Consider the following 1,058-nt stretch of genomic DNA (forward strand, 5'->3'; position numbering starts at 1 on the left):
GGAGCTGACCTACGCCAGCGACGCGGACGTGATGTACGTGCACGATCCCCTGCCGGGGGTGGACACGGGTGCGGCGACCAAGCAGGCGCTGGCCGTCGTGCGGGAGCTGACGCGGCTGTTGGAGATGCCCGCGGCCGAGCCTCCGCTGAAGGTGGACACCGACCTGCGCCCGGAGGGCCGGAGCGGGCCGGTGGTGCGCACGTTGGAGTCGTACGCGGCCTACTACGGGCGCTGGTCGCAGGTGTGGGAGAGCCAGGCGCTGCTGCGGGCCGCGCCGGTCGCGGGCGACCCGGGGCTGCGGGAGGCCTTCACCGCGCTGATCGACCCGATCCGCTATCCGGAGGGGGGCATCGACTCCGCGGCGGTGCTGGAGATCCGCAAGCTGAAGGCGCGGATGGAGGCCGAGAGGCTGCCGCGCGGGGCCGACCCGACGCTGCACACGAAGCTGGGCCGGGGCGGGCTGTCGGACGTGGAGTGGGTGGCCCAGCTGATCCAGCTGCGCCACGCCCGCGAGTACCCGGACCTGCGGACCACGGGCACGTTGGAGGCGTTGCGGGCGGCCGTGGCGCACGGGCTCCTGGACGAGGAGGACGGTGCGGTGCTGGAGCCCGCCTGGAGGCTGGCGTCGCGGGTGCGCGGGATGGTCATGCTGGTGCGCGGCCGCGGCGGTGACTCGCTGCCCTCGGACCTGCGGCTGCGTGCGGCGTTGGCGGGCGCGATGGGCTACAGCAGCGGCGAGGACGAGGAGGGCGTGTGGGAGGGCCCGGCCGAGCAGCTGACGGAGGACTACCTGCGCGCCACGCGCCGGGCGCGTGCGGTGATGGAGCGCGTCTTCTACGACGACTGACCGCGGGCGGGAGGTTTCCCCGATCCCCGGGGCTCCCGTTGCGTGCGGGGCCCGGAGTCGTCCACCGCGTCCCCGGAGTGGGCACCCCCGCGCCGGAGGAGTGGAGGGCGCGGGGGTGCCGGGGCCGGGAGTGGTGCGGCCCGTGGTGGTGGCTGGTGGTCTCCGGGAGGGCTCAGGCCGTCCGTGGTGTGGCGCGCGGCCGGTGGGCGGC

The 1,058-nt window shown here is 75.6% G+C and carries 1 protein-coding gene; it reads left to right on the top strand.

What is annotated here, in order from left to right; translation table 11 throughout:
• Positions 1 to 847 (top strand): [protein-PII] uridylyltransferase family protein (locus D455_RS31205; protein WP_017572670.1); only part of this gene is annotated, 847 nt, incomplete at its 5' end.
• Between the last annotated feature and the right edge of the window lie 211 nt (positions 848 to 1,058).

The sequence above is a fragment of the Nocardiopsis halotolerans DSM 44410 genome (assembly GCF_000341065.1).
GTDB classification, from domain to species: domain Bacteria; phylum Actinomycetota; class Actinomycetes; order Streptosporangiales; family Streptosporangiaceae; genus Nocardiopsis; species Nocardiopsis halotolerans.